Below are 24,980 nucleotides of genomic sequence, written 5' to 3'. Positions count from 1 at the left end.
GTGCCTGAGCTTCGGCTCAGGCATCCAACAGGTCTAACTCCGACGGGAGCCAATCCGTGAAAGACTTATTAAAGTTTCTGAAAGCGCAAACCAAGACCGAAGAGTTTGATGCGATCAAAATTGCGCTGGCATCGCCAGACATGATTCGTTCCTGGTCTTTCGGTGAAGTTAAAAAGCCGGAAACCATTAACTACCGTACGTTCAAACCTGAACGTGACGGTCTGTTCTGCGCCCGTATCTTTGGGCCAGTGAAAGACTATGAGTGCCTGTGCGGTAAGTACAAGCGCTTGAAACACCGTGGCGTAATCTGCGAGAAGTGCGGCGTTGAAGTGACCCAAACCAAAGTGCGCCGTGAGCGCATGGGCCACATCGAGCTGGCGTCTCCGACCGCTCACATCTGGTTCCTGAAATCGCTGCCGTCCCGTATCGGCTTGCTGCTGGATATGCCGCTGCGCGATATCGAACGCGTGCTGTACTTCGAATCCTACGTGGTGGTTGAAGGCGGCATGACCAACCTGGAAAAACGTCAGATCCTGACTGAAGAGCAGTATCTGGACGCGTTGGAAGAGTTCGGTGACGAATTCGACGCCAAGATGGGCGCCGAAGCGATCCAGGCCCTGTTGAAAAACATGGATCTGGAACAGGAATGCGAACAGCTGCGCGAAGAGTTGAATGAAACCAACTCTGAAACCAAGCGTAAAAAGCTGACCAAACGCATCAAGCTGCTGGAAGCGTTCGTCCAGTCTGGCAACAAGCCGGAGTGGATGATCCTGACCGTGCTGCCGGTGCTGCCGCCGGATCTGCGTCCGCTGGTTCCGCTGGACGGTGGTCGTTTCGCAACCTCAGATCTGAACGATCTGTATCGTCGCGTGATCAACCGTAACAACCGTTTGAAACGTCTGCTGGATCTGGCTGCGCCGGATATCATCGTACGTAACGAAAAACGTATGCTGCAAGAAGCGGTAGATGCCCTGCTGGATAACGGTCGTCGCGGTCGTGCGATCACCGGTTCCAACAAGCGTCCGCTGAAATCTTTGGCCGACATGATCAAAGGTAAGCAGGGTCGTTTCCGTCAGAACCTGCTCGGTAAGCGCGTGGACTACTCTGGTCGTTCCGTTATTACCGTAGGTCCGTACCTGCGTCTGCATCAGTGCGGTCTGCCGAAGAAAATGGCACTCGAACTGTTCAAACCGTTCATCTACGGCAAGCTGGAACTGCGTGGTCTTGCTACCACCATCAAAGCCGCCAAGAAAATGGTTGAGCGTGAAGAAGCGGTAGTTTGGGATATCCTGGATGAAGTTATCCGCGAACACCCGGTACTGCTGAACCGTGCGCCGACGCTGCACCGTTTGGGTATCCAGGCATTCGAACCGGTTCTGATCGAAGGTAAAGCCATTCAGCTGCACCCGCTGGTGTGTGCGGCGTATAACGCCGACTTCGACGGTGACCAGATGGCTGTTCACGTACCGCTGACGCTGGAAGCCCAGTTGGAAGCGCGTGCGCTGATGATGTCCACCAACAACATTCTGTCTCCGGCGAACGGCGAGCCTATCATCGTTCCGTCTCAGGACGTGGTGTTGGGTCTGTACTACATGACCCGCGACTGTGTTAACGCCAAAGGCGAAGGCATGGTGCTGACCGGTCCGAAAGAAGCAGAACGTATCTACCGTGCGGGTCTGGCCTCTCTGCATGCGCGCGTTAAAGTGCGTATCACCGAGCACGAGAAAAACGCGCAGGGTGAGTGGGTTGCTAAAACCAGCATCATCGATACCACTGTAGGCCGTTCCATCCTGTGGATGATCGTGCCGAAAGGTCTGCCGTACTCTATCGTCAACCAGGCGCTGGGTAAAAAAGCCATCTCCAAGATGCTTAATACCTGCTACCGCGTGTTGGGGCTGAAGCCGACCGTTATCTTTGCTGACCAGATCATGTACACCGGTTTCGCCTATGCGGCGCGTTCCGGTTCTTCTGTTGGTATCGACGATATGGTCATCCCGGCGAAGAAAGTGGAAATCATCAACGAAGCGGAAGCTGAAGTTGCTGAAATCCAGGAACAATTCCAGTCTGGTCTGGTAACCGCCGGCGAACGTTACAACAAAGTCATCGACATTTGGGCCGCTGCTAACGAGCGCGTGGCCAAAGCGATGATGGAAAACCTCTCCACCGAAGTGGTTATCAACCGCGATGGTGTAGAAGAACGCCAGGTTTCCTTTAACAGCATCTTTATGATGGCCGACTCCGGTGCGCGTGGTTCTGCGGCACAGATTCGTCAGCTGGCCGGTATGCGTGGTCTGATGGCGAAGCCGGATGGCTCCATCATCGAAACGCCGATCACCGCGAACTTCCGTGAAGGCCTGAACGTACTCCAGTACTTCATCTCCACGCACGGTGCGCGTAAAGGTCTGGCGGATACCGCGTTGAAGACAGCGAACTCCGGTTACCTGACCCGTCGTCTGGTTGACGTGGCACAGGATCTGGTAGTGACCGAGGACGATTGCGGCACGCACGAAGGCATCATGATGACCCCGGTTATCGAAGGTGGCGACGTTAAAGAGCCGCTGCGTGAGCGCGTACTGGGTCGTGTAACGGCTGAAGACGTGATCAAGCCGGGCACCGCTGACATTCTGGTAGCGCGTAACACGCTGCTGGACGAGCAATGGTGTGACCTGCTGGAAGAAAACTCCGTCGACGCCGTTAAAGTTCGCTCTGTGGTAAGTTGTGAAACTGACTTCGGCGTGTGCGCCAAGTGCTACGGTCGCGACCTGGCACGTGGTCACATCATCAACAAAGGTGAGGCCATCGGGGTTATCGCAGCACAGTCCATCGGTGAACCGGGTACTCAGCTGACCATGCGTACGTTCCACATCGGTGGTGCGGCATCGCGTGCGGCGGCTGAATCCAGCATTCAGGTGAAAAACAAAGGTAGCCTGAAACTGTCCAACGCCAAGTTCGTTAAGAACGCCGCGGGCAAGCTGGTTATCACCTCGCGTAACACCGAGCTGAAACTGATCGACGAATTCGGTCGTACCAAAGAAAGCTATAAAGTGCCTTACGGTGCGGTAATGGGCAAAGGCAACGGTGACGACGTGACCGGCGGTGAAACCGTCGCAAACTGGGATCCGCATACCATGCCGGTTATCACCGAAGTGGGCGGTAGCATTCGCTTCACCGACATGATCGACGGTCAGACGATTACTCGTCAGACTGACGAACTGACCGGTCTGTCCTCCATCGTGGTTCTGGACAGTGCAGAACGTACCGGTGGCGGTAAAGATCTGCGTCCGGCACTGAAAATCGTTGATGCCAAAGGTAACGATGTACTGATCCCGGGCACCGACATGCCGGCACAGTACTTCCTGCCGGGCAAAGCGATCGTTCAGTTGGAAGATGGCACTCAGATCGGTGCGGGTGACACCCTGGCCCGTATTCCGCAGGAATCCGGTGGTACCAAGGACATCACCGGTGGTCTGCCGCGCGTTGCCGACCTGTTCGAAGCGCGTCGTCCGAAAGAACCGGCTATCCTGGCTGAAATCACCGGTATCATTTCCTTCGGTAAAGAAACCAAAGGCAAACGTCGTCTGGTGATCTCTCCGTTGGATGGCAGCGATGCTTACGAAGAGATGATCCCGAAATGGCGTCAGCTCAACGTGTTTGAAGGTGAACGCGTAGAACGTGGCGATGTGGTTTCCGACGGTCCGGAATCGGCGCACGATATCCTGCGTTTGCGTGGTGTGCATGCGGTAACCCGTTACATCACCAACGAAGTGCAAGAAGTTTACCGTCTGCAAGGCGTTAAGATTAACGATAAACACATCGAAGTTATCGTTCGTCAGATGCTGCGTAAAGGGACTATTGCCAGCGCGGGTAGCTCCGAATTCCTGGAAGGCGAGCAGGCAGAAGTGTCACGCATCAAGATCGCCAACCGTCAGTTGGAAGCGGATGGCAAGATCGCGGCTACGTACCACCGTGACCTGCTGGGTATCACCAAAGCTTCTCTGGCAACCGAATCCTTCATCTCTGCGGCATCGTTCCAAGAAACGACGCGCGTGTTGACGGAAGCAGCCGTTGCGGGTAAACGCGACGAACTGCGCGGTCTGAAAGAGAACGTCATCGTGGGTCGTTTGATCCCGGCCGGTACCGGTTATGCGTACCACCAGGATCGCATGCGTCGCCGCCATGTCGGCGAAGTGCCAGCAGTGGCTCCAGTGAGTGCAGATGAAGCCTCTGCAAACCTGGCTGAACTGCTGAACGCAGGCTTTGGTAGCAGCGACGACGAATAAGCTATCTACCGATAACGCTTAAACGTCTAAACCCCGGCCCGTTGGCCGGGGTTTTTTTTATCTCTCAGCGCGAGCAATATAGAAAAAAGCAGACGTGTTCCCCTGCGACACGCATACTCCTTAATCATATTGTCATCGCGATGATATGAATTTCTTCTGAGTAATATTTAGTGTACAGTTGTGTAAATTTAAAATAACGAGACAGACATGAACAGCACAAGCACACCAATGTCGCCGCAGAGTGACAGCGCAATAAACCACAACAGCTCACCATCCCTGCCTGAAAGCCACCCACACAACCGGGCGCGCCGTGCAGCCTTGGGAAGTTTTGTCGGCGCCGTTGTCGACTGGTATGATTTTTTACTGTACGGAATAGTTGCCGCTTTGGTGTTTAACACTGAATTTTTCCCACAGATAAGCCCGACCATGGGAACGTTGGCGGCATTCGGGACTTTTGGCGTTGGCTTTTTGTTCCGCCCGCTGGGCGGCATGGTGTTTGGGCACTTTGGCGATCGCCTGGGCCGTAAACGCATGCTGATGATCACCGTGTGGATGATGGGTATTGCTACCGCGCTAATCGGCCTGTTACCTTCATTCGCTTCTATCGGCTGGTGGGCTCCGGTGTTGCTGGTCACCCTGCGCGCCATTCAAGGGTTTGCTGTCGGTGGTGAGTGGGGCGGCGCGGCGCTGTTAGCGGTGGAAAGCGCGCCCAAGAAAAGAAAAGCGTTTTACAGCAGCGGGGTACAGGTCGGCTTTGGCGTTGGCTTGTTGCTGGCAACCGGGTCGGTATCGGTGGTGAGTCATTTAACCAGCAACCAAGAGTTTGTCACCTGGGGCTGGCGCTTGCCGTTCCTGTTCAGCCTGATTCTGGTCGCTATCGCCTGGTGGGTGCGTAACGGCATGGATGAATCGCAGGAGTTTGAGGCGAATAAAACGCTGGAAGATCGCGCCAATAAGCTCCGCTCCTTCCCGATTTTCGAAGCGCTGCGTCAACACCCTAAAGCCTTCCTGTTGATTATTGCACTGCGCCTCGGCGAACTGTTGACGATGTATATCGTTACCGCATTCGCGCTTAACTACTCGACCACCCATTTAGGCCTGTCGCGCGATATGTTCCTGAATATCGGTCTGCTGGTAGGTGCGATCAGCTGTTTTTCTATCCCTTCCTTTGCCTGGCTTGCGGACAGCTTTGGCCGTCGTCGTATTTATGTCACCGGGGCGCTGATCGGTGCAGCCAGTGCGGTGCCGTTCTTTATCGCGCTGGAGAATCACAACACGGCGCTGATCCTGCTGTTCGCCATTCTGCTGGCGAATATTGCACACGATATGATTGTCAGCGTACAGCAACCGATGTTTACCGAACTGTTTGGCACTGCCTACCGTTACAGCGGTGCGGGCGTCGGCTATCAGGTCGCCAGCGTGGTGGGTGGCGGCTTTACGCCGTTTATCGCCGTGCTGCTGGTGGAGCTCTTCTCCGGTGCCTGGTATGGCGTAGCGGGTTATCTGGCGATGGGGTGCCTGATTTCTGCCGTGGTGGGGATGAGTATGAAGCCGCAATCAACCGACTAAGAGAAAATAAAGACCGTAACGCCACGCCAGGTGCTGTAGGTTACGGTCTCTCCAGTTATTTTGTGCTGAGTTGCCCTTTAGCTGCATCCAGCGCATCCAGCGCACACTGCTGGTCGATGCTGCCCGAGGGCGCACCGCCAATGCCAATCGCCCCAATGGTTTGATCCCCCACTTTCACCGGCACGCCGCCCGCCAGTAATAAAAAGCCCGGAATATCACGCAGATTTTGCGCTTCCGCATTGGCCTGAGCGTTCTTCATCACGTTTTCGGTGGGCGCTTTGGTGGTGAGTGCGGTAAACGCCTTCATCCGGCTGGCTTCAAGGGTATGCGGGCCGGCGTTGTCCATGCGTTTGGCCAGTTTCACTACGCCAGCACGATCGACGATGGTCACAGCCACGTTCACATTCTTGGCGCTGCACGACTGGATGGCATGCTGTGCCAACTGTTCGGCCAGCGCCAAAGAAAGGTTTTTCTCGCTTAACACGCCATTGGCAAAGCTGGGAAAGGCGGTAATGCCGCTGAAAAGCAGGGTGGTGATAAGAAGACGTTTCATGGTGTTCTGGCTCCTGTGGTCCTTGGAAGGTATTCGACAAGGACAGCGTAACCAGAGACGGTGGGCGCAACCATTCGCTTGATTACTCAAGCCACTGCGTAATTTTACGGAGTTTTATCGATAAGCGACTGCCCGCCATACAGTTTTATCAATTTTGCCAGCGAGTTTATCTCCAGTTTAGCGAACAGGTTGGCGCGGTGTGCTTCCACGGTGCGGGCGGAGAGTTGCAGGTGTTTGGCGATCTCTTTGTTTGATTTCCCCTCCATCATCAGCGCCATCACTTCATGCTCGCGCGCAGAGAGCGTGTTGAGCTTATCCCGTAACTGTGTGGCTTGTTGGCGCTGGTTGGCCTGGGTTTGAAACTGTGTCATCGCGCCAGAAACCGTTTCGAGCAGCAGATCCGCATCGATGGGTTTGGTCAAAAACTCGAAGGCTCCACTTTTAAAGGCGCGTCGGCACAAATTGATATTGCCATGGCCTGTCATGATGATAACGGGGATATCCATGCCCCGTTGTTGCCACTCCTCCAACAGGGTTAACCCTGTTTTGCCTGGCATACGAATATCGAGCAGCAAACAGCCGTGCAGTGAGCGCCAGTCGCTGTGCTCATGTTCAAAATCGGCAATGCTGGCATAGGGTTGTGTTTGCCACCCGACGGTAGCCAGCAACGCGCTGAGTGAGTCGCGGATAGCGTCATCATCGTCAATCAGGTAAACACACCCTGTCATTGACCCTGCTCCTCTGCGTTGAAAGGAAACCACAGTGTGAATCGGGCACCGCTGCCAGCGACATTTTCTGCGCTGATATCGCCGTTAAGACCCTGAACCAAGGTTTGGGTCAGCGCCATCCCGAGTCCTAATCCCCCTTGTCGGGTGGTGAAAAAGGGCAGAAAGACATGCAGTAGCGCCTGCTCCGATAAACCCGGCCCGCCGTCCGTTAGGGTTAGTGTAATGCCCTTTTCTGTTGGCTGCGCGGCGATCTCAACCCAGGCCGATGTGGGCGCATTATCTTGCTGTGCCTGGATGGCATTGAGCAGCAGGTTATGCAGAATTTGCTCGACCCACTGCGGTGCGGCGGGAAACGGCGGCAGATCATCGGGGATGTGGTTGATGATTTTTACTTTTCCCGCCAGCAACTCGTTTTCCAGCAGCATCAGCACCCGTGACCAAACCGGTTTCAGATTGACCGGCTGTAAGGGCACGTGGTCGCTGTGCATTTTTTGGCGCAGATCGGTGAGCAGGGCACTGATGCGCTTGGTTTGCACCACGGCGGCGTCGAGCAGTGGGGCGATCTCCGCACTCCTTTCTTGTTTCAACAAACTCAGGGCGGTTTGGTTATAACTCAGAATCGCGGTAAGCGGTTGATTCAGTTCATGCACCATACCGGCGGTAATCTCTCCCATGGTATTGAGCCGGGTGAGTTCGGAAAACTGTGCACGTAAATCCGCCAGCACACGTTGACGTTTATACATCAGATAGCGGCTGACAAACTCCACCACGACCGCCCAGAGTAGGGCAAACAACAGCATGCTGATCCAGGGCAGATGACGCCAGTCGGGATCGTTTCCTGCCGAAAGCTCGAACGGCTGCGAATCGCCAACCAGCGCTTTACTCCACTGCCAGTAAGGTGCGGTAGCGCTATCACCGAGTACCACCAGCGGGGTGTCATGCAAGTACAACCCCAGCGTGCGGAATGCATTGCTCTGCGGCAGCGTGCTGAGTACCTGCTTAAGATCGATCAGCAACGAGAAGTGCTGGCCGTTTAGCCAATAGGTGCCATTGCCCGCCAGTTGTGGTTCGCTAGCACTGTATTCCAGCGAACGTGTTTTTAAGATAAGAATTTGGGGAAACGCTTTTTTGACAACCTCGGGATCGCTGGTGGTGGAAAGCAGCGTCAGGATGACATCATGCTGAGACAGTTTGAGGGCCACATCGCGATAAAGGATGCGGAACTCGGCGCTGTGTTCTTCATACTGCTGTTGCAGCGTATGAACGCTAAGACCAAGAGCGGATAGGGCCGTCAAGAGTAACCAAATGGCGAACTTACGCATGATGATGTCATTCAGGTTGAGTTAACGCCATGCGCATGGCTGAGAGAGTAACGCCGGGACATAGAACCATACTGGATGGATGTTGTAAACCCGACCGAACCCAACCTGTCCGGCCGGAACCTCTGTTTAGCGAAAGCGGTCAACATCGTGTGACGTAAGGCCAATGTCTTTGAGCTGAGCGTCGTTGAGTCGACGCAGTTCGCGCAGTGTGGTGCGGCGTTTGCGCCAGTGACACCACCAGCGAAACGGGGTGCGGATAGTGATATCAATACTCCGCGTTATTGCTGTTTTACAACCGCTTCTCCACTGGCTCATTGCGCTCTCCTTCTCCTCAAGATACTGTTTATGATGAAGGTGAACGCGATGAGGATACAGCCTCAGAAAATCGCTTTTTCAAGCATACAGATTGTGTCATATTGCAACTGAATGGCCGGTTTTCCCTTAATCTGTACTGGTTTTTTCGCTGATGCACGGCACAGCAAGGATACTTATGACGCGTTACCAGCATCTCGCGGCGCTTTTGGCGCAACGCATTGAGCAGGGGTTGTACCAAAACGGTGAGCGTCTGCCCTCCGTGCGCACGCTCAGTCAGGAACACGGTGTGAGCATCAGCACCGTACAGCAGGCCTACCATGTGCTGGAATCCCAACAGCTTATTTTGCCGCAGCCCCGTTCTGGCTATTACGTTGCGCCGCGCAAAGCGCACCCGCCGGTGCCGGGGTTAACCCGCCCGGTGCAGCGCCCGGTAGAAATCAGCCAATGGGACTCGGTGCGTGAGCTGTTCAACCCCAACCCAGAGCGTAACCTGTACAACCTGGGTGGCGGCGGGCCGGATGTCAGCCAGTCTTCGATTAAACCCTTATGGAAATCCCTGACGCGCTTTTGTCAGCGACAAGACGTGCGAATATTGAATTACGGCAATATGTATGGCGCGCCGGAACTGCGCGAGCAAATTGCGCGATTGGCGCTGGACAGTAATTGCCAACTGTCGGCAGAAGATATCGTGATCACCACCGGCTGTCAGGAGGCGTTGTTCACCGCATTACGTTCCCTGTGTCGAGAAGGGGATATTGTGGCGGTGGAGTCACCCACCTTTCCCGGTACGCTGCAAACGCTGCGTGGTTTGGGGATCAAGGTAGTGGAAATTCCCACCGATGCCGTGACGGGCATCAGCCTGGAGGCTTTGCAGTTGGCGCTGGAACAGTGGCCGATAAAAGCCGTTATGCTGGTGCCAAGCTGCAATAATCCACTCGGCTTTTATATGCCGGATGCGCGCAAGAAGGCGCTGATCGTGCTGGCACAACAGTTTGATATTGCCATCATTGAAGATGACGCTTACGGTGAGCTGGCTTACGAGTATCCGCGGCCACGCACCATCAAATCCTTTGATAACGATGGCAGAGTGCTGCTGTGCAGCTCATTTTCCAAAAGTTTGGCACCGGGACTGCGTGTGGGATGGATTGCGCCTGGACGCTATCTGGAACGCGTGCTGCACACCAAATACACCAGCACGGGCTATGCCGTTACCCATACCCAGTTAGCCGTGGCGGAGTTTATTCGTCAGGGCCACTATCAGCCCCATGTACGCCGGATGCGCGCCTACTACAAAAGCAATCTTGATACGTTCACCTGCTGGGTGCGGCGCTATTTTCCCTGCGGGATTTGCGTTAGCCGACCGCAGGGCGGGTTTATGATGTGGATTGAGTTTCCGGAAACCTTCGATACGTTGCGACTCAACAGCCTGCTGCGCCAGTCCGGTATCCAGATAGCCTCCGGATCGTTGTTCTCTGCGTCGGGTAAATATCGCAACTGTATGCGCGTGCACTACGGTCTGCCGTTAACCGATGAGATGCAGCAGATGTTACGCGTGATTGGGGAGCAGGCGGAACACCTGCTGCATGAAGATACGTTGAGCGGCCACTAAGCGCGTGCCGAAGAAGGACCGATACAGGGCGATAGGGCCACCCTGTATCGGCAGAGGGGGCGAAACCGAATGAAACAATCCGGTTTCGGTTGGCGAATCGAGGTCGTCAACAGCATCACTTTACGTAGTGGAAGATAAACAGAGGGTGCATGATCTGGCCGTTTTATCGTCCGATAATGGCACGTTTCGCCCCTTTATCCCGCATTATGTCGATGATGCGACTGCCTTCCCAAATACCCATCCCAGTCTTTCCATACCGGTTGCAGCCCAGCCTGCGTGATTGCCTGTGCGACGGCCTCCGGGCGGCGATTATCATGGGGGGCAAACTGCTCCAATTCGGAACGATCGTCTGCGTAGCCCCCCGGCTGCGTTTTGGAAAATGCGCTGACGCTGTTGATAGCAATAGGCACCACGTTATCGCGAAAATAGGGCGATTCTCGGGTAGATAGCGACAACTCCACCTCGGGAGCCAGCAATCGGAATGCGCAAATCACTTGCAGTAACTGCGCTTCGTCCATTATCGACGCCGGTGTGATGCCGCCCGCACAGGGCCGCAGACGCGGGAAGGAGATGGAGTAACGGCTCTGCCAGTAGGTTTGCTGCAAATACAGCAGATGCTCCGCCACCATATAGCAGTCGGTGCGCCAACTGTTCGATAAGCCGATCAATGCACCGAGCCCGATCTTGTCGATCCCGGCGCGGCCCAAACGATCCGGTGTCTCCAGGCGCCAATGGAAATCCTGCTTATTGCCACGCAGGTGATGTTGCTGATAGGTCACAGGATGGTAGGTTTCCTGATAGACCATGACGCCGTCCAGCCCCAGCGTTTTTAGCTCCGCATAATCCTCTTGCGCCATCGGCTGCACTTCCATCATCAGCGCACTAAAGTGTGGCCGAATCAGGGGCAACATGTCGCGAAAATACGCCATGCCGACTTTACGTTGATGTTCTCCCGTGACCAGCAGCAGGTTATCAAACCCCAGCGCTTTGATGGCGGCAATCTCGCGCAGGATTTCCTCTTGGTTCAAGGTTTTGCGCTTGATGTGGTTGCTCATGGAGAAACCACAGTAGGTGCAGTCATTGGCACACAGGTTCGACAGATAGAGCGGAACATAAAAACCCACGGTATTGCCAAAACGTTGCCGGGTAAGCTGCTGAGCCCGCGCGGCCAACGGCTCCAGACAGTGCAGCGCTGCCGGGGAAAGCAGCGCCATCATATCGTCACGGGAGAGCGTGGTCGACGTCAGTGCCCGTTCCACATCGCGTGCGGTTTTGCTATTGATGTCGAGGGTGATGCCGTCCCAATCGAGCTGCTCCCAGCGGGTGCGAAACGCGCGGGTCATGATTGCGCCTCCGGCGTTATCTGCTGAAGAAAGCCGGTCAGCGGGCTGGTGGCGCTTGCCACGAACTGGCGTTGGCCTAATCCGGCCTGACGTGCCCGTTCGCCCGCGTCTACCGCTAAACGAAAGGCGTGAGCCATCTGTACCGGATCGCGTGCCACGGCAATCGCCGTGTTAACCAGCACCGCATCGGCCCCCATCTCCAGCGCCTCGGTGGCATGGCTGGGTGCACCAATGCCTGCGTCAACCACCACCGGCACCGTGGCTTGCTCGATAATGATGCGCAGGAAATCGCGCGTTTGCAGCCCCTGATTGGAGCCGATGGGCGCGCCCAGCGGCATCACGGCGGCGCAACCCACCTCTTCCAGCCGTTTGCACAGCACCGGGTCCGCGCCGCAGTAGGGCAACACCACAAAACCCTCTTTAACCAGGCGCTCAGCGGCGCGCAGGGTTTCAATCGGGTCGGGCAACAGGTATTTGGCGTCGGGGTGAATTTCCAGTTTGAGCCAGTGCGTGCCCAGCGCTTCGCGCGCCAACCGTGCGGCGAACACCGCTTCATCTGCGGTTTTCGCCCCTGAGGTGTTGGGCAGCAGTTTCACACCTAGCTGCTTGAGCGGCGCGAAAATGGCGTCATTACCGGTTTTCAGGTCAACGCGCTTCATGGCCAGCGTGACTAACTGAGAACCCGATGCCTGCAACGCCGCGTGCATCAGCTCGGCAGTGGCGAATTTACCCGTTCCGGTTAATAACCGGGAAGAAAAACGTGTATCGGCAATCTGCAACATATCAACCCCCTGCGATAGCCTGAAAAAGAAGAATATCGTCGCCTGAGCAAACGGGTCGTGTCGCCCATTCGTCACGCGGCACAATGGTCTGGTTTATCGCCAGCGCCGTGCCGGGCTGTAAGCGATCCAACCCCGCCAGCAGGGTTTCCACCGTGATGGCCTCATCGCACGCCATCGGGGTGTCGTTCAGCGTAATGTTCATGCCGCGATATCCTTACAGACCGGACAGCGTGCCGAGCGGCTTAACTGAAAGGTTTGCCAGCTCTGTTGCTTGCCATCAAACAGGCGCAGCTTGCCGCTGAGTGCCGAAGGCAACCCCGCCAGTAGTTTGATGGCTTCCAGCGCCTGAAGCGTGCCGATGACCCCGACCACCGGGCCGAGTACACCGGCGGTGCGGCAGTTGCGTTGTGGTTCCGTCGCTTCCGGGTAGAGACAGGCGTAGCAGCCGTGCGCGTAGGGGGGCGTTAGCACCAGCAACTGTCCGCTAAAGCCCACCGCACTGCCGCTGACCAACGGCGTTTGCTGCTGAACGCAAGCGGCATTAACCGCGTGGCGTGTGACCATGTTGTCGCTGCAATCCAGCACCAGATCGGCCTGTTGCACCGCGTGGTGTAATGCCGCTCCCGCCAGACGCTCGGTGAGCGTCACCACCTCGGTTAACGGGTTGAGCGCCAAGAGTTGCTGCTTGGCGAGCATGGCCTTGGGGCGAGAAATATCCTGCGTGCGATAGAGGATCTGCCGTTGCAGATTGGAGATATGCAGTTGGTCATCATCGGCGATCGTCAAGGTACCAACCCCCGCGGCGGCGAGGTAGAGCGCGGCGGGTGCGCCTAGCCCACCCATGCCGACCAGCAGTACGCGGGATTTCTTCAGCTTTTCTTGCCCTTCCGGGCCGATGTCTTCCAGCAGCAATTGACGGCTGTAGCGCAAGAACTCTTGATCGCTCAGTACCGGATCGTTATGCATCGGAGGCCTCCTGATTTTCAATCAGGCTGAGCAAGGTGGCAGTTGCCTGACGCCAGTCGGCGGCCTGCGTTATCGCGCTGACCACCGCAATGCTGCCGACGCCGGTTGCCAGCACGCTTGGTACGCGGTCAATGCTGATGCCACCGATGGCCACGGTAGGGAAACGCCCTTGCAGCGCATCAATGTGACGCTTCAATTCGCTCACCCCCTGCGGCGCGGAGGGCATCTCTTTGGTTTGCGTCGGGAAGATATGCCCGAGGGCGATATACGACGGCTTGAGTGCCACGGCGCGTGCCAGTTCCACGTCGTCGTGGGTTGAAATACCCAAGCGCAGCCCCGCATCACGGATCGCATGCAGATCGGCGGTATCCAGATCCTCCTGACCCAAGTGCACGCCGTATGCCCGATGCTTGACGGCCAGTTGCCAAAAATCGTTAATAAACAAGCGAGCCTGATAATCCTGCCCGAGCGCGATGGCCTGCATGATGACGGCCTCGGTCTGTGCTGCGGTTTTATCCTTGATGCGTAACTGGATGGTTTTTACGCCAGCGCTGAGCAGGCGCTCGATCCAGGTCACGCTGTCCACTACCGGGTAAAGCCCGAGCTGGGGCGCGGTTGCGGGAAATGCCGGATTCATTTCGCATCCTCCCCGAGCAGCGTCGTGGCACTGTGGTAGAGCTCGCTGCCGCGCGCTCGGAACTGGGCCGACATCTCTGCCATGCCGATTTCAATTGGCTGCGCTTCCACGGCGGGGACCGGATTTTTCGCCGCGTACTCACGCACTTCCTGCGAAATTTTCATCGAACAGAATTTGGGCCCGCACATGGAACAGAAATGTGCGACTTTGCCAGATTCTTGCGGCAGGGTTTCATCGTGATAGGCGCGCGCGGTGGTCGGATCGAGCGCCAGATTGAACTGGTCTTCCCAACGAAACTCAAAGCGCGCTTTGGACATGGCGTTATCGCGGATCTGCGCGCCGGGATGCCCTTTCGCCAGATCGGCGGCATGCGCGGCGATCTTGTAGGTGATAAGCCCCTGCTTCACATCCTCTTTGTTGGGCAGCCCGAGGTGTTCTTTCGGCGTGACGTAGCAGAGCATGGCGCAACCGAACCAGCCAATCATCGCGGCCCCGATACCGGAGGTGAAATGGTCATAACCGGGGGCGATATCGGTGGTCAGCGGCCCCAGGGTATAGAACGGCGCTTCGTGGCAGTGCTCCAGCTCTTCGGTCATGTTGCGGCGAATCATCTGCATCGGCACATGTCCCGGCCCTTCAATCATTACCTGCACGTCATACTCCCAGGCGATTTTGGTCAGCTCGCCCAGGGTATGCAGTTCGGCAAACTGCGCCTGATCGTTGGCATCCTGAATGGAGCCGGGACGCAAGCCATCGCCCAGTGACAGGGCAACGTCGTAGGCGGCACAAATCTCACAGATTTCACGGAAGTGGACGTAGAGGAAATTCTCCTGATGATGCGACAGGCACCACTTCGCCATGATGGAGCCGCCGCGCGATACAATGCCGGTCAGACGCTGTGCGGTCATCGGCACATAGCGCAGCAGCACACCCGCATGAATGGTGAAGTAATCAACCCCTTGCTCTGCTTGCTCAAGCAGCGTATCGCGGAACATTTCCCACGTGAGGTTTTCCGCTATGCCGTTGACCTTCTCCAGCGCCTGATAAATAGGAACGGTGCCAATCGGCACCGGGCTGTTGCGCAGGATCCATTCACGGGTTTCGTGAATATAGCGTCCAGTGGAGAGATCCATCACCGTATCGGCCCCCCACAGCGTGGACCAGACCAGCTTTTCCACCTCTTCCTCGATAGACGAGGTGACCGCCGAGTTGCCGATATTGGCGTTCACCTTGACCAGAAAATTGCGCCCGATAATCATCGGTTCAGATTCAGGGTGATTGATGTTGGACGGGATGATGGCACGGCCTGCGGCGACTTCCTGACGCACAAATTCCGGGGTGATGTTGTCCGGCAGGATCGCGCCAAAGCTTTGCCCCGGATGCTGGTGGCGCAGCACTTCGCTGCGAATGCGCTCGCGTCCCATGTTTTCGCGGATGGCGATAAACTCCATTTCCGGCGTGACGATCCCTTGGCGCGCATAGTGCAATTGCGTGACGCATTTGCCCGACTGAGCGCGTTTGGGCTGCGGCAACTGTTCAAAGCGCAGGTGATCCAACCCGGCATCCGCCAGTCGCTGCTGGGTAAAACGGGAGCTGACGCCGGAGAGCGGCTCGGTATCGCTACGTTCTGCAATCCAGTCAGCACGCAGTTTCGCCAGCCCAGTACGCACGTCCGGCCGCGCATCGGGATCGCCATACGGCCCCGCGGTGTCATACACCGGCACGGCTTCGTTAGGTTCATAGTGAGGGTTATCTTTGCCACCACCCACCAGCGTTGGGCTGAGGGCGATTTCCCGCATCGGCACGCGGATATCGCTGCGCGACCCGGCAAGGTAGATGCGCGTGGAGTTAGGAAAGGCAGTGCCGCGCAGATTATGAATAAATGCCTCGGCTGCTTCGCGCTTTTCGCGACGGCCAGACGGGGTTTTAGGCGTTGTAGCGGGTGATTGAGACATAGCATGTTCCTGATTATGGTTAAGGAAAAATGCTTGTCTGGAGCTCGCAGGGAGTAATTATGGTTGCTTTGGCCCCGATTTTACGCGCTATGCCGGTAACAACATGGCGATGACAACGGTGACAAAACAGAGTGGATTACTCTTGTTCCCTTCGCAGGTTTTAACCTGATCAGGTTCCGCGGATCCCGAATAAACGGTCTCAGCCTGCGGTTTATGTATCACATAAACACGCTAGGCACTCCGACAAGATACGCCCGATAGTCAGCTCAGAGGCTGTTTACCAAGCAATAACCCCATTACCATGAGGTTAATAAAACGCTAACACTTTAGGACGTCTGAGAGACACTGTCAAAATGTAAGGTGGGGCGATGGCGTTATTCTTTATCAATCGCCAGACGAATCAGGCGATCTTCCAGTGCAAAGCGTTCCGCCATGGCTTCGCCGACGCTCGACAGCGCTTGCTGAAACTCAATGCAGTTGTCGTGATCGATGGCGGTCGCCAGACTGCTGTCGTAGAAATCCATAATGAATTGGGTGTTGGCCTGCAACGCCAGCGCCAGACGGTGCGTTTGCGCCAGCTTTTGATCGCTCAGTACAACCGCCTCTTGCAGGATGCGCTCATAAACATGGAAATGGCAGGCGGAAAGATAGTCCACAAGGTTGTGGCAAAAATCATCCAAGGCCTGCTCATCGAGCGGGGTGTGTTTATCTTTGTTTGGCTTAATGCCGACCAGATGGTAATAGGCAACCAGAAGTTGCTTGCGCGCTTGTAGCCATTGGTCGATTAACGCATTATTGCCACCAACGTACTCAGTCAGACTTTGTAATTGGTTTAACATTGTTGACTCCGTGCATTGATAAGAAAGAACAATCGGTGACGATGAAATTCTGCCATATCCCTGACAGTTAAAATGCCAGTGAAGTGTCTGTGGAGCAATAGAAAAGATATGGAACAAACATTAAAAGGTGATGAGCATGGATGGTGGGTGGTCAGCCATGATAATCAAGTGTGGCTGCCCGAAGGGAAACTCCCGCATGGCACGGCGGCGCAGTGCGGATTGGAAGGCATTGTTGGACGCCAGATAGGGGAGTGGCAGGGCGAGTGCGTATGGTTGGTCAGTCACCAGAAAACCTCGCAGATGGACTCCGTGCGCCAACTGCTGGATGAAGACGTGGCGCTGTTTCAACTGGCAGGGCGCGGTGTGCAACTGGTCGAATTCTATCGCTCGCATCAGTTTTGTGGCTATTGCGGGCAGAAAATGGTGCACAGCAAAACGGAACTGGCCTGCCTGTGCCCGCAGTGTAAAGAGCGTTATTACCCGCAAATCGCCCCGTGCGTGATCGTGGCGATCCGGCGCGGTGAGGAGATCTTGCTGGCGCAGCATCAACGCCACCGCGGTAATATGTATACCGTGCTGGCGGGGTTCGTGGAAGTGGGCGAAACGCTCGAGCAAGCGGTTGCCCGCGAGGTGATGGAAGAGAGCAACATTCGTATTAAAAATCTGCGCTACATCAGCTCGCAGCCGTGGCCGTTCCCGCATTCGCTGATGATGGCGTTTATGGCCGAGTATGCCGACGGCGATCTGCGCCACGATCCCAAAGAACTCAGAGATGCGGGCTGGTTCCGCTACGATCAACTGCCGATTCTCCCGCCGCCGGGTACGGTTGCGCGACGTTTGATTGAAGACACCGTGGTACTGTGCCGCGATGGGCAGGAATAGCGCCGCTGGCGTGCTACACTTCGCGCCACTCGTTTCGTTATCGCGTTTTGACCCTCTCTCAGGATGACAAAAGGACACCGCATGCCAGACCTGAAAAATGATCGCTATCTGCGCGCGCTACTGCGCCAGCCCGTTGACGTGACGCCGGTGTGGATGATGCGCCAGGCCGGCCGCTATCTGCCGGAGTACAAAGCGACGCGCGCACAAGCCGGTGATTTTATGTCGCTGTGCAAAAATCCAGAGCTGGCTTGTGAAGTCACGCTGCAACCGCTGCGGCGCTATGCGCTGGATGCCGCCATCCTGTTTTCCGATATTCTCACCGTGCCGGATGCCATGGGATTGGGGCTCTATTTTGAAACCGGGGAAGGGCCGCGTTTTGCCCATCCGGTGCGAACCGCTGCGGATGTGGCGCGCTTGCCCATTCCCGATCCCGAGCAGGAACTGGGCTACGTGATGGATGCGGTTCGCACCATTCGCCGCGAACTGGCCGGTGCGGTGCCATTGATCGGTTTTTCCGGCAGTCCCTGGACGCTGGCAACCTATATGGTGGAAGGCGGCAGCAGTAAAGCGTTTACGCTTATCAAGAAAATGCTGTTTGCCGAGCCGCAGACGCTCCACCTGCTGCTGGATAAGCTGGCTGACAGCGTGATTCTCTACCTCAATGCGCAGATCAAGGCCGGTGCTCAATCGGTGATGATTTTCGATACCTGGGGCGGCGCGCTGAGCGGTCGCGATTACCGTGAATTTTCACTGCACTACATGCACAAAATCGTGGATGGCCTGCTGCGTGAGCATGAGGGTCGGCGCGTACCGGTAACGCTGTTTACCAAAGGCGGCGGGCAATGGCTGGAAGCGATGGCCGCGACGGGGTGCGATGCGCTGGGTCTGGATTGGACCACGGATATCGGTGAGGCGCGCGCGCGGGTTGGGGACACGGTGGCGCTGCAAGGCAATATGGACCCTTCAATGCTCTATGCGTCGCCAGCGCGTATTGAGCAAGAGGTTGAGACGATTTTAACCGCGTTCGGTCCGGGGGAGGGGCACGTGTTCAATTTGGGGCACGGGATTCATCAGGATGTACCCCCGGAACATGCCGGTGCGTTTGTTGATGCGGTGCACCGGTTGTCGCGCCCGTTCCATCAATAAATCGCCATCATCAGGATTGAAGGTGCCTTAAGGAGTAGGCTGATGGATACGCAAGCATTGAAGGCGGAACAGAAACGGCGGGCGCAGGACATTGTGCGTGTTGACAGCCTGCCCTTTGTCGAGCCCACGTTTATTGGCGGGGCTGATGTCGGATTCGAGCAAGAGGGCGCGGTGACGCGTGCGGCGATCGCGATATTGCACTACCCTTCACTTCAGTTGGTTGAGTACCAGATTGCCCGTATCCCGACGGTCATGCCCTATGTGCCGGGGTTGCTCTCTTTTCGTGAGTGTCCTGGCCTGTTGGCTGCTTGGCAACAACTGGCGCAAAAGCCTGAGTTGCTGTTCGTTGACGGTCACGGCATTTCTCACCCCAGGCGGTTGGGCGTTGCCAGCCATTTTGGGTTATTGGTGGATGTCCCGACCATTGGCGTGGCTAAAAAACGGCTGTGCGGTCAGATTGCTCCGCTTTCTGATGCGCCCGGCAGCCAAAGCGCGCTGATGGACCATGACGAACAGATTGGCTGGGTATGGCGCAGCAAGGCGCGCTGTAATCCGCTGTTTATCTCCACCGGCCATCGGGTGAGCCTGAACAGCGCACTGATGTGGGTAAAACGCTGCCAGCAGGGCTACCGTTTACCCGAACCTACGCGTTGGGCGGACGCCGTTGCCTCACAGCGGCCAGCCTTTCAACGCTGGCTGCGAGAAAATCCACAGTAACGCAGGCGGGATGCGGTAAGTTTAAGAATTCAGGCATAGGGCAAGGCAAAATTTTCAGGTACACTGCCTGCCATTAAAAATAATGAGCGTCGACGATGTTACGTAATCCGATTCACCTGCGGCTGGAGAAGCTGGAAAGCTGGCAGCACGTGACTTTTATGGCTTGCCTTTGCGAGCGGATGTATCCGAACTATTATGAATTTTGTCGCCAGACCGAGTTTGGTGATGCGCAGCTGTATCGCCGCATCCTCGACCTGGTGTGGGAAGTGCTGGTGGTGAAAGAGGCCAAGGTCAATTTCGACAGCCAGTTGGAGAAATGGGAAGACGCCATTCCCTCCGCCGATGATTACGATTTATACGGTGTCTATCCGGCCATTGACGCGTGCATTGCATTGGGTGAACTGCTGCATTCGCAACTGAGTGGTGCCACGCTCGAGCATGCGATTGCCATTAGCGAGACCTCCATTCGCACGGTAGCGATGCTGGAAATGACGCAAGCCGGCCGTGAAATGACGGACGAAGAACTCTACACGCTGCCCGCGATCGAAGAAGAATGGGACATTCAGTGGGAGATTTTTCGGTTGCTGGCGGCGTGTGAAGAGCGTGATTTGGAATTGATTAAAGGGCTGCGTGCCGACCTGCGGGAAGCGGGGAGCAGCAATATTGGCATAAATTTAGGTCAATAAGGCGATAAAACGTGATTTAAGGCCCTAAATGACAAGTTGAAGGGCTTCACATCCGCCCCCTGTCTGGTCTACATTTGGGGGGCGTAAAAAAAGTGGCTGTCGGTGCGTGTATGCAGGAGAGTGCTTTTGAGCATATCCGTCGCACTCGATGCTAAGCAAGCGATAAACACACTGTAAGGATAACTTATGAATAAGACTCAACTGATTGATGTGATTGCAGACAAAGCTGACCTGTCCAAGGCTCAGGCTAAAACAGCGTTAGAAGCCACTCTGGCCGCGGTAACTGAGTCTCTGAAAGCAGGCGATGCAGTACAATTAGTGGGTTTTGGTACGTTTAAAGTGAACCATCGTAACGAGCGCACTGGCCGCAACCCGCAAACGGGTAAAGAAATCAAAATCGCTGCGGCGAATGTCCCGGCATTTGTCGCGGGCAAAGCACTGAAAGACGCTGTTAAATAAGCGAATGTCAGTGAAGGATTCAAGCAAAGGGGCGTTAGCGCCCCTTTTGCTTTTGTGGCGCAGGTTGGGCACGGTGGCTCTTGCCGGATTGCTCACTGCCTGTTCCAGCCATTCGCCACCGCCAACGACCTTCGCCACCGGCTATGTCGGCGATCGTGCGGTGGTGCGCGTGTGGCGCAAGGATGACAGCCAACAGAACAGCACGCAGTTGGTGACGCTCTCCAATGCGTTGCAGGATGATAACCTGTGGCCCGATCGCCACGGGGTGGAAACGCGCTACCTGTTTGTTCAGGACCACCTGCGTGAAATAAAGCGCAGTTATCGCGGTGCCCATCCTGAAAGCCTCCATCTTCGTTTTGCTGACGACGGGACAGTGAGCTTTATGCAACGGCAACTCGACGATCGGCGTGAAAGCGTTTCTGAAGACGAGATTGCGCTGTTTCAGTTTGATGCCAAGCGGGTGCTGGAACTCAGCGAGGTGTTGCGCACTGGCAGTGTGAAACTGCGTCAGGGGGTGCTACAGGGCAATCGCGTGCTGACTTGTGAGGGGCAAAATGTCAGCCCTGATTTTGATAGGCTCTCGCTGAGATGGATTGCGGAACAGCGACAGCATCGTCCTGACGTCACGCAGCGCGTGGCGTGGTTGGATGCCCCTGCGGGAACGCAACTGCTGCTGGTCGCTGAGGAAGATTTGTGTCAGTGGAAGCCCTTTGCCAGCGAGTAGGGTGAAATCCATCCGTCATTCCCACAAACCTCTGCCATTCCCGCCCACTACCTGTCATTCCCGCACAGGCGGGAATCTCCTACAGGCTTAACGCGTTCTTTCTGTCAGGGGTCCCCGGCTTTCGCCGAGGACGACGAGGGGCGTTCTTCCTATCAGAGGTCCCCGGCCTACGCCGAGGACGACGAACTACCTATCATTCCTGCATTACTGCTTCTGCTCACGAGCAATAGCGCGATAGCCGATATCATTGCGGTAGAAACTGCCGTTCCAGCGGATATCTTTGGCAACCTGATACGCGTTCTGCTGCGCCAGTGCGACAGTGCGACCCAAGGCGGTCACGCACAGCACGCGTCCACCGCTGGTCACTACGTCATCGCCACGCAGTGCGGTGCCAGCCTGGAACACCTTGCTGTCTTCCGCTTCTTGCTGCGGTAAGCCGCTGATGACATCGCCGGAAGCGTAGTCGCCGGGGTAACCGCCCGCCGCGATCACCACGCCTAACGCCGGGCGTTCATCCCAGACCGACGTTGTCTGATCCAGTTTGCCTTCACAGCCCGCCAGACACATCTCCACCAGATCGGAGCGCAGGCGCATCATGATCGGTTGCGTTTCCGGATCGCCAAAGCGGCAGTTGAATTCGATCACCTTCGGTTGGCCCGCGTCATCGATCATCAACCCGGCATACAGGAAGCCGGTGTAGGTATTTCCTTCCGCCTTCATGCCGCGCACTGTCGGCCAAATCACCTGATCCATCACGCGCTGGTGAATCTCATCGGTCACCACCGGGGCAGGAGAGTATGCGCCCATACCGCCGGTGTTCGGGCCGGTGTCTTTATCGCCAACCCGTTTGTGGTCCTGGCTGGTGGCCATGGGCAATACGTTATCGCCATCGACCATGACGATAAAGCTGGCCTCTTCCCCTTCCAGAAACTCTTCGATGACGATGCGGTGTCCGGCATCGCCAAATGCATTGCCCGCCAGCATATCCTGAACCGCGTTTTCCGCTTCTTCCTGCGTCATGGCAACGATAACGCCTTTGCCCGCCGCCAGGCCGTCAGCCTTGATCACGATAGGCGCGCCGTGCTTGCGCACATAGGCCAGCGCAGGCTCAACCTCGGTGAAATTCTGATAGAACGCGGTGGGGATCTGCTGACGCGCCAGGAAATCTTTGGTAAAGGCCTTGGAACCTTCCAACTGCGCTGCGGCCTGCGTTGGGCCAAAAATCGTCAGGCCCGCGGCGCGGAAAGCATCAACCACGCCAATCACCAGCGGTGCTTCCGGACCGACGATGGTTAAACCAATCTGTTTTTCCTGGGCAAAAGCAACCAGCGCCGGAATATCGGTAGCGGAGATCGCCACGTTGTGCAGCGCAGGTTCGCGTGCCGTACCCGCATTACCGGGCGCGACATACACATTATCTGCCAGCGGCGACTGGGCGGCTTTCCACGCCAGCGCGTGTTCGCGCCCGCCATTACCAATGATTAAAATGTTCATCTGTGTCATATCCTGAATTAGTGGCGGAAATGGCGCATGTCGGTGAAGATCATGGCAATGCCGTGTTCGTTGGCGGCAGTGATAACCTCGTCATCACGAATAGAACCCCCCGGCTGAATCACACAGGTAATGCCAACGGCGGCGGCGGCATCGATACCGTCACGGAACGGGAAGAACGCATCGGAAGCCATCACGGAGCCTTCAACTTGCAATCCTTCGTCACCGGCTTTAATACCCGCGATTTTTGCGGAATAGACGCGGCTCATTTGTCCTGCACCGATGCCGACCGTCATATTATCACGGGCATAGACGATGGCATTGGATTTGACGAACTTCGCGACTTTCCAGCAGAACAGTGCATCGCGCAGTTCGGTTTCTGTCGGTTGACGCTCAGTGACAACGCGCAGTTGACTCGCATCAACCATGCCCAGATCGCGGTCCTGCACCAGCAGGCCACCGTTGACGCGTTTGAAATCCAACCCGGAAACGCGTTGCTGCCACTGACCGCAAGTAAGGACACGCACGTTCTGTTTTGCCGCTGTCACTTTCAATGCTGCTGCACTGGCTGAGGGGGCGATGATCACTTCCACAAACTGACGGCTGATGATCGCTTGCGCGGTGGCTTCGTCCAGTTCGCGGTTAAACGCGATGATGCCGCCAAACGCAGAGGTGGGGTCGGTTTTGTAGGCGCGCTCGTAGGCCGCCAGAATCGACTCGCCAATAGCCACACCACAGGGGTTAGCGTGTTTCACGATAACGCAGGCCGGTTCGGCGAACTCTTTTACGCACTCCAGCGCCGCATCGGTGTCGGCAATGTTGTTGTAAGACAGCGCTTTGCCCTGCAACTGTTCTGCTGTCGCAACCGAGGCCTCTTTCAGCGTCTCTTCTATATAGAAGGCGGCCTGCTGGTGGCTGTTCTCGCCGTAACGCATATCCTGCTTCTTGATGAAGTTCAGGTTCAGCGTACGCGGGAAGTGGCCGGCCGGCTTCTCTGTCTCACCGTGGTAAGGAGGAACCATGGTGCCAAAGTAGTTGGCGATCATGCTGTCGTAGGCCGCGGTATGTTCAAAGGCTTTAATTGCCAGATTGAAGCGGGTTTCCAACGTCAGAGAGTGCGCATTGCCATCCATTTCATTGATGATGTCAGTGTAGTCACTGCTTTTTACTACGATGGCTACATCGTTATGGTTCTTGGCGGCGGAACGCACCATGGTCGGGCCGCCAATATCGATATTCTCGACGGCATCAGCCAGTGAGCAATCGGGGCGAGCCACCGTTTGCGCGAAGGGGTACAGGTTTACCACCACCATATCGATGGGGCTGATGTCATGTTCTGCCATGATGGCGTCATCCGTGCCGCGACGACCCAGGATCCCGCCGTGTACTTTCGGGTGCAGGGTTTTAACGCGACCATCCATCATCTCTGGGAAGCCCGTGTAGTCGGACACTTCAGTGACGGGTAAGCCCGCATCAGCCAACAGGCGGGCAGTACCGCCAGTGGATAGCAGCTCCACGCCACGTTGAGAAAGCGCCTGAGCAAATTCGACAATACCGGCTTTGTCAGAAACGCTGAGTAAAGCGCGGCGGATAGGACGAGGTTGTGACATGGTGATGTATCCCTTGGCTTTGGATAGGCATAAAAGAACAGTATATGAATGCAGTTTTGCTGTTTTTATCCTTTATCTGGATAAAACCGCATTCCTATTCTGTTCTTGTGCGGTAATTTTGCGCGGGAGAATTGTAGCGAAAACGTTTGCGTGATGCTCGTCTAATTTTAGGGAGAATCTCATTTGTGGATAACATTGTGCAAAAGTGGGTATAAAGCGGGGTTTTGCTGTGGAATTCAGCAAACAGTCAATTTTATTCAAAATACCTATTGCAGGCTGCGCGGAAATCCCTATACTGCGCCTCCACTGACACGGCAACAGCGACACGCGGTTGTGGTAACGGTAAGAAGTAAAACGGAAAGCCAGA

General features: G+C 56.0%; 22 protein-coding genes and 1 riboswitch. Of the genes, 9 read left to right on the top strand and 13 right to left on the bottom strand.

Going from position 1 to position 24,980, the window contains the following annotated elements:
* Positions 1 to 56 precede the first annotated feature (56 nt).
* Positions 57 to 4,280, top strand: a complete 4,224-nt coding sequence (gene rpoC / locus J5069_RS23290; protein WP_264646071.1) for a DNA-directed RNA polymerase subunit beta' — start codon at positions 57 to 59, stop codon at positions 4,278 to 4,280.
* A 207-nt stretch (positions 4,281 to 4,487) separates the two neighbouring features.
* Positions 4,488 to 5,849 (top strand): shikimate transporter, encoded by a 1,362-nt coding sequence (shiA, locus tag J5069_RS23285; protein ID WP_264646070.1) that lies wholly within the window; start codon positions 4,488 to 4,490, stop codon positions 5,847 to 5,849.
* A 55-nt stretch (positions 5,850 to 5,904) separates the two neighbouring features.
* Here the strand turns inward: shiA and J5069_RS23280 are convergent, their stop codons facing one another.
* The 4 genes from J5069_RS23280 to J5069_RS23265 all read right to left on the bottom strand — a co-directional run bounded on the left by J5069_RS23280 (position 5,905) and on the right by J5069_RS23265 (position 8,767).
* On the bottom strand, positions 5,905 to 6,402 hold the full coding sequence (locus tag J5069_RS23280) for a GlcG/HbpS family heme-binding protein (protein ID WP_264646069.1): 498 nt from the start codon (positions 6,400 to 6,402) through the stop codon (positions 5,905 to 5,907).
* Positions 6,403 to 6,506: 104 nt separating this feature from the next.
* Positions 6,507 to 7,130: a response regulator transcription factor gene (locus J5069_RS23275; protein ID WP_264646068.1), complete on the bottom strand. Its 624-nt coding sequence runs from the start codon at positions 7,128 to 7,130 to the stop codon at positions 6,507 to 6,509.
* The gene (locus tag J5069_RS23270; protein WP_264646067.1) at positions 7,127 to 8,452 is read right to left on the bottom strand and encodes a sensor histidine kinase; all 1,326 of its coding nucleotides are present in this window, start codon (positions 8,450 to 8,452) and stop codon (positions 7,127 to 7,129) included. Before J5069_RS23270 ends, J5069_RS23275 begins: the two co-directional genes overlap by 4 nt.
* Positions 8,453 to 8,578: 126 nt before the next feature.
* Positions 8,579 to 8,767, bottom strand: a complete 189-nt coding sequence (locus J5069_RS23265; RefSeq protein WP_264646066.1) for a DUF1127 domain-containing protein — start codon at positions 8,765 to 8,767, stop codon at positions 8,579 to 8,581.
* 175 nt (positions 8,768 to 8,942) lie between these two features.
* Here J5069_RS23265 and J5069_RS23260 point away from each other — a divergent pair, with 175 nt between their 5' ends.
* Positions 8,943 to 10,376 carry a PLP-dependent aminotransferase family protein gene (locus J5069_RS23260; protein WP_264646065.1) on the top strand — a complete coding sequence of 478 codons (1,434 nt, stop codon included), beginning with the start codon at positions 8,943 to 8,945 and terminating at the stop codon, positions 10,374 to 10,376.
* Positions 10,377 to 10,570: 194 nt separating this feature from the next.
* Here J5069_RS23260 and thiH read toward each other — a convergent pair whose 3' ends face one another.
* The 7 genes from thiH to rsd all read right to left on the bottom strand — a co-directional run bounded on the left by thiH (position 10,571) and on the right by rsd (position 16,898).
* Positions 10,571 to 11,719, bottom strand: coding sequence for a 2-iminoacetate synthase ThiH (thiH, locus tag J5069_RS23255; RefSeq protein WP_264646064.1), 1,149 nt, complete (start codon positions 11,717 to 11,719; stop codon positions 10,571 to 10,573).
* Positions 11,716 to 12,501 (bottom strand): thiazole synthase, encoded by a 786-nt coding sequence (locus tag J5069_RS23250; RefSeq protein ID WP_264646063.1) that lies wholly within the window; start codon positions 12,499 to 12,501, stop codon positions 11,716 to 11,718. Before J5069_RS23250 ends, thiH begins: the two co-directional genes overlap by 4 nt.
* 1 nt (position 12,502) lies before the next feature.
* Positions 12,503 to 12,703 (bottom strand): sulfur carrier protein ThiS, encoded by a 201-nt coding sequence (gene thiS, locus J5069_RS23245; RefSeq protein ID WP_264646062.1) that lies wholly within the window; start codon positions 12,701 to 12,703, stop codon positions 12,503 to 12,505.
* Complete coding sequence (locus J5069_RS23240; protein WP_264646061.1) at positions 12,700 to 13,467, bottom strand: HesA/MoeB/ThiF family protein; 768 nt, start codon at positions 13,465 to 13,467, stop codon at positions 12,700 to 12,702. Before J5069_RS23240 ends, thiS begins: the two co-directional genes overlap by 4 nt.
* Positions 13,460 to 14,104, bottom strand: coding sequence for a thiamine phosphate synthase (thiE, locus tag J5069_RS23235; RefSeq protein WP_264646060.1), 645 nt, complete (start codon positions 14,102 to 14,104; stop codon positions 13,460 to 13,462). The genes J5069_RS23240 and thiE overlap by 8 nt, the downstream gene beginning before the upstream one ends.
* Positions 14,101 to 16,059 (bottom strand): phosphomethylpyrimidine synthase ThiC, encoded by a 1,959-nt coding sequence (gene thiC, locus J5069_RS23230; RefSeq protein WP_264646059.1) that lies wholly within the window; start codon positions 16,057 to 16,059, stop codon positions 14,101 to 14,103. Before thiC ends, thiE begins: the two co-directional genes overlap by 4 nt.
* A gap of 129 nt (positions 16,060 to 16,188) precedes the next feature.
* A riboswitch (TPP riboswitch) is annotated at positions 16,189 to 16,312 on the bottom strand.
* 121 nt (positions 16,313 to 16,433) lie between these two features.
* The gene (rsd, locus tag J5069_RS23225) at positions 16,434 to 16,898 is read right to left on the bottom strand and encodes a sigma D regulator (protein WP_264646058.1); all 465 of its coding nucleotides are present in this window, start codon (positions 16,896 to 16,898) and stop codon (positions 16,434 to 16,436) included.
* 108 nt (positions 16,899 to 17,006) lie between these two features.
* Between rsd and nudC the strand changes: the two genes are divergently transcribed.
* From nudC to J5069_RS23195, 6 genes are all read left to right on the top strand, one after another.
* Positions 17,007 to 17,780, top strand: a complete 774-nt coding sequence (gene nudC / locus J5069_RS23220; protein WP_264646057.1) for an NAD(+) diphosphatase — start codon at positions 17,007 to 17,009, stop codon at positions 17,778 to 17,780.
* Positions 17,781 to 17,861: 81 nt separating this feature from the next.
* The gene (hemE, locus tag J5069_RS23215) at positions 17,862 to 18,926 is read left to right on the top strand and encodes a uroporphyrinogen decarboxylase (RefSeq protein WP_264646056.1); all 1,065 of its coding nucleotides are present in this window, start codon (positions 17,862 to 17,864) and stop codon (positions 18,924 to 18,926) included.
* Positions 18,927 to 18,968: 42 nt separating this feature from the next.
* Entirely contained in the window at positions 18,969 to 19,643 is a 675-nt protein-coding gene (gene nfi / locus J5069_RS23210; RefSeq protein ID WP_264646055.1) for a deoxyribonuclease V, read from the top strand.
* A 95-nt stretch (positions 19,644 to 19,738) separates the two neighbouring features.
* Positions 19,739 to 20,329 carry a YjaG family protein gene (locus tag J5069_RS23205; RefSeq protein ID WP_264646054.1) on the top strand — a complete coding sequence of 197 codons (591 nt, stop codon included), beginning with the start codon at positions 19,739 to 19,741 and terminating at the stop codon, positions 20,327 to 20,329.
* Positions 20,330 to 20,515: 186 nt separating this feature from the next.
* Positions 20,516 to 20,788, top strand: a complete 273-nt coding sequence (hupA, locus tag J5069_RS23200; RefSeq protein WP_195316323.1) for a nucleoid-associated protein HU-alpha — start codon at positions 20,516 to 20,518, stop codon at positions 20,786 to 20,788.
* Positions 20,789 to 20,861: 73 nt separating this feature from the next.
* Entirely contained in the window at positions 20,862 to 21,512 is a 651-nt protein-coding gene (locus J5069_RS23195) for a DUF1481 domain-containing protein (protein ID WP_319801699.1), read from the top strand.
* Positions 21,513 to 21,716: 204 nt separating this feature from the next.
* Here the strand turns inward: J5069_RS23195 and purD are convergent, their stop codons facing one another.
* On the bottom strand, positions 21,717 to 23,006 hold the full coding sequence (gene purD, locus J5069_RS23190; protein ID WP_264646052.1) for a phosphoribosylamine--glycine ligase: 1,290 nt from the start codon (positions 23,004 to 23,006) through the stop codon (positions 21,717 to 21,719).
* A 17-nt stretch (positions 23,007 to 23,023) separates the two neighbouring features.
* Entirely contained in the window at positions 23,024 to 24,613 is a 1,590-nt protein-coding gene (purH, locus tag J5069_RS23185) for a bifunctional phosphoribosylaminoimidazolecarboxamide formyltransferase/IMP cyclohydrolase (protein ID WP_264646051.1), read from the bottom strand.
* Positions 24,614 to 24,980 lie beyond the last annotated feature (367 nt).

Source organism: Candidatus Symbiopectobacterium sp. NZEC127 (assembly GCF_025962675.1).
In the GTDB taxonomy this organism is placed as follows: domain Bacteria; phylum Pseudomonadota; class Gammaproteobacteria; order Enterobacterales; family Enterobacteriaceae; genus Symbiopectobacterium.
Note: the sequence above shows the minus strand (reverse complement) of the source record. Positions and strands in the feature narration are given on the sequence as shown.

Excerpts from the sequence above, each read along its gene's own strand:
- shiA (WP_264646070.1), top strand. The coding sequence starts at position 4,488 with ATGAACAGCACAAGCACACCAATGTCGCCGCAGAGTGACAGCGCAATA.
- J5069_RS23280 (WP_264646069.1), bottom strand. The coding sequence starts at position 6,402 with ATGAAACGTCTTCTTATCACCACCCTGCTTTTCAGCGGCATTACCGCC.
- J5069_RS23275 (WP_264646068.1), bottom strand. The coding sequence starts at position 7,130 with ATGACAGGGTGTGTTTACCTGATTGACGATGATGACGCTATCCGCGAC.
- J5069_RS23270 (WP_264646067.1), bottom strand. The coding sequence starts at position 8,452 with ATGCGTAAGTTCGCCATTTGGTTACTCTTGACGGCCCTATCCGCTCTT.
- J5069_RS23265 (WP_264646066.1), bottom strand. The coding sequence starts at position 8,767 with ATGAGCCAGTGGAGAAGCGGTTGTAAAACAGCAATAACGCGGAGTATT.
- J5069_RS23260 (WP_264646065.1), top strand. The coding sequence starts at position 8,943 with ATGACGCGTTACCAGCATCTCGCGGCGCTTTTGGCGCAACGCATTGAG.
- thiH (WP_264646064.1), bottom strand. The coding sequence starts at position 11,719 with ATGACCCGCGCGTTTCGCACCCGCTGGGAGCAGCTCGATTGGGACGGC.
- J5069_RS23250 (WP_264646063.1), bottom strand. The coding sequence starts at position 12,501 with ATGTTGCAGATTGCCGATACACGTTTTTCTTCCCGGTTATTAACCGGA.
- thiS (WP_264646062.1), bottom strand. The coding sequence starts at position 12,703 with ATGAACATTACGCTGAACGACACCCCGATGGCGTGCGATGAGGCCATC.
- J5069_RS23240 (WP_264646061.1), bottom strand. The coding sequence starts at position 13,467 with ATGCATAACGATCCGGTACTGAGCGATCAAGAGTTCTTGCGCTACAGC.
- thiE (WP_264646060.1), bottom strand. The coding sequence starts at position 14,104 with ATGAATCCGGCATTTCCCGCAACCGCGCCCCAGCTCGGGCTTTACCCG.
- thiC (WP_264646059.1), bottom strand. The coding sequence starts at position 16,059 with ATGTCTCAATCACCCGCTACAACGCCTAAAACCCCGTCTGGCCGTCGC.
- rsd (WP_264646058.1), bottom strand. The coding sequence starts at position 16,898 with ATGTTAAACCAATTACAAAGTCTGACTGAGTACGTTGGTGGCAATAAT.
- nudC (WP_264646057.1), top strand. The coding sequence starts at position 17,007 with ATGGAACAAACATTAAAAGGTGATGAGCATGGATGGTGGGTGGTCAGC.
- hemE (WP_264646056.1), top strand. The coding sequence starts at position 17,862 with ATGCCAGACCTGAAAAATGATCGCTATCTGCGCGCGCTACTGCGCCAG.
- nfi (WP_264646055.1), top strand. The coding sequence starts at position 18,969 with ATGGATACGCAAGCATTGAAGGCGGAACAGAAACGGCGGGCGCAGGAC.
- J5069_RS23205 (WP_264646054.1), top strand. The coding sequence starts at position 19,739 with ATGTTACGTAATCCGATTCACCTGCGGCTGGAGAAGCTGGAAAGCTGG.
- hupA (WP_195316323.1), top strand. The coding sequence starts at position 20,516 with ATGAATAAGACTCAACTGATTGATGTGATTGCAGACAAAGCTGACCTG.
- purD (WP_264646052.1), bottom strand. The coding sequence starts at position 23,006 with ATGAACATTTTAATCATTGGTAATGGCGGGCGCGAACACGCGCTGGCG.
- purH (WP_264646051.1), bottom strand. The coding sequence starts at position 24,613 with ATGTCACAACCTCGTCCTATCCGCCGCGCTTTACTCAGCGTTTCTGAC.